Origin of the sequence: Ureibacillus sp. 179-F W5.1 NHS, from assembly GCF_045369345.1 — a bacterium.
GTDB classification, from domain to species: domain Bacteria; phylum Bacillota; class Bacilli; order Bacillales_A; family Planococcaceae; genus Ureibacillus; species Ureibacillus halotolerans.
Map to the genome: position 1 here is coordinate 1 of NZ_JBIQFG010000093.1, position 2086 is coordinate 2086.

The 2086-nt window shown below is 29.0% G+C and carries 3 protein-coding genes; 1 reads left to right on the forward strand and 2 read right to left on the reverse strand.

Annotation, left to right across the window (positions count from 1 at the left end; translation table 11 throughout):
• Positions 1-198 precede the first annotated feature (198 nt).
• A complete protein-coding gene (locus ACH0B5_RS17935) occupies positions 199-636 on the reverse strand; it encodes a hypothetical protein (protein WP_406928251.1) in 438 nt (145 codons plus the stop codon).
• A gap of 150 nt (positions 637-786) precedes the next feature.
• Between ACH0B5_RS17935 and ACH0B5_RS17940 the strand changes: the two genes are divergently transcribed.
• Positions 787-1365, forward strand: coding sequence for a hypothetical protein (locus ACH0B5_RS17940; protein WP_122973727.1), 579 nt, complete (start codon positions 787-789; stop codon positions 1363-1365).
• 294 nt (positions 1366-1659) lie between these two features.
• Here the strand turns inward: ACH0B5_RS17940 and ACH0B5_RS17945 are convergent, their stop codons facing one another.
• Positions 1660-1830: a hypothetical protein gene (locus ACH0B5_RS17945; RefSeq protein WP_158599747.1), complete on the reverse strand. Its 171-nt coding sequence runs from the start codon at positions 1828-1830 to the stop codon at positions 1660-1662.
• Positions 1831-2086: the final 256 nt, after the last annotated feature.

Sequence of the window (2086 nt, forward strand, 5' to 3'; positions counted from 1 at the left end):
CAGTAAATTACCGAAAACATGCCAGCCAATTAGCTGCATAATAATAACTCTAACTTTAAGGGGTCACTACCGAATTGTGCCCGATTATTGAATAACGATTTGTTTTAAAACGAATTTTAGTTCCTTTTTCTGAAAGCTTTTGTTAATATCTATTTTCCATGCCAAAAATTCCTGTAGAGAAAACTGTAATCCTTTTTATTATTTAATATTTACATCAAAAACATACGAGATATTCCCTTCATTCCATTTTGCATTTACTTCATAAATATAATATCCCTCATTTGTAGGTAGGGTGATTTCGCTTTCTCTAATATCTATAGATTTAACGGACCCGTCTTCACTTTCCTCGTTTATTTTTAACGAAAGAGGGCTTCCATCAATTTCAATTTTTAATTTTGTACCTTTCTCCAACTCTAACGTATCAAATTCATCCGCTAACCCTTTTTTATCTAAATTGCTTTTTTTATTTGCTTCAAAATCCTCTTCAACCCACTCGAAATTTCCTATTATCATTGTATATTCTTTATTATCGCTAACAATTTTGCCTTCTACAGGTTCAAACGTATCAAAAGAAGATAAAACATTACAACCAGATATATAAATAACTGACAATATCAAAATAAGAATTTTTTTCATACTTCTTCCTCCCATATATCACTATAAGTACTTTAGTAAATGTATAATTCATTTTATCAAAAAATAACTATTAACTTTAAACTGTATTAAATATATTACAATCGCAATATATTATTGTATAATTTTGTCATATAATATAGGAGGTTGGTTATGAGAAAATTATTTTTTGGCTTTCTCTTAGTGGGAGGCAGTTTTTTATTTTATGATGAGGCAGATGCAGCCGAATTAAGTAATTCTACTGAAGAACAACAAGTAGCACAAACTGAATCAGAAGTAGAAACGATTTATTTTACTGAAGATCAAGATATTTTAATAACTGATGATGTCATTATTAGAAGAATCTCTGATTCACCAAGTGTCGAAATGGCTAATTTATCATTGAAAAGCAACTATAATAATACAGGTATTTCTCTTCTAGGCGCTGGAGAATGGGACCTAATTGGCGACGAATTTGTTGGAAGTAAATCTAGTATTTATCCATCCCATGGCGGAGATTACCGCGTAACTATTGTTCAATCTAAGTTTGGTCCCTATCTATACTCTTTAAGAGAACATGATCCTTTACTTGATACGACTGTAAAAAATTTCAAATTTTCTGGTGCTGGTTTTTATGAAATGATATTCCCTGATATTTCAGGATATTGTGACGGGGATAATGGCCAAGCTGAATTTTTCATTTATAAGTCTACTATGCAATCTACAAAAGACTTAATTACTTTTTGGGATTAATTAAAATATTAATAGATACAATTCTATTATTGTTTTATAAAAATAAGAAGAGGCTTACTTTTATATATTTGAGTAAGCTTCTTTTAACATTAAAGAAAGGAGTTCTATTAAAATTATAAGAAGAAATACTCGCTTAAAGTGTATGAATAAATCTAGTTATGAATATGCGTTCCTTAACAAACGAGCTAGAATGTTGACATCAAGATGATAATTATTCCCTTTACTTGTTGAACTAAAGCAACTGTTAGTTTACATAAAAAAAGTATATATCTGACTAAGTTGCTTACAATTCTTTCAAAATCCAGGACCTGCCATGATATAAATTAAAACAAACAGGAACATAATTAAAGATACTATAAAAATTTCTCTTCTATTAATGTTACTTGCTTTTCTATTTTTATTAATTATCTTCCTATAATTCCCTTGAATTTCCCTTTTTTTTTGATTTTTTTCTTCTAAGTTCATTACACCCGCTCCTTTTCATCTAATACTCTTGTTTACTATTTCCCCTAAAAATTTCAATACAATATTTAGATTCTTAAACTAATCTACTCCATTATTTAACTATATTCGATACAATCTCAACCTTAACATTAACATAATTATACAAGCCATTTACTGAGTCTTATACCACAATCTGGCCCTTTTGTATTTCGCAAGTAAAAATTGAGCCATTTATTAATTAAAAACTGATCCACTTAAACCGAACTATTTTCTAGCC

Excerpts from the sequence above, each read along its gene's own strand:
- ACH0B5_RS17935 (WP_406928251.1), bottom strand. The coding sequence starts at position 636 with ATGAAAAAAATTCTTATTTTGATATTGTCAGTTATTTATATATCTGGT.
- ACH0B5_RS17940 (WP_122973727.1), top strand. The coding sequence starts at position 787 with ATGAGAAAATTATTTTTTGGCTTTCTCTTAGTGGGAGGCAGTTTTTTA.
- ACH0B5_RS17945 (WP_158599747.1), bottom strand. The coding sequence starts at position 1,830 with ATGAACTTAGAAGAAAAAAATCAAAAAAAAAGGGAAATTCAAGGGAAT.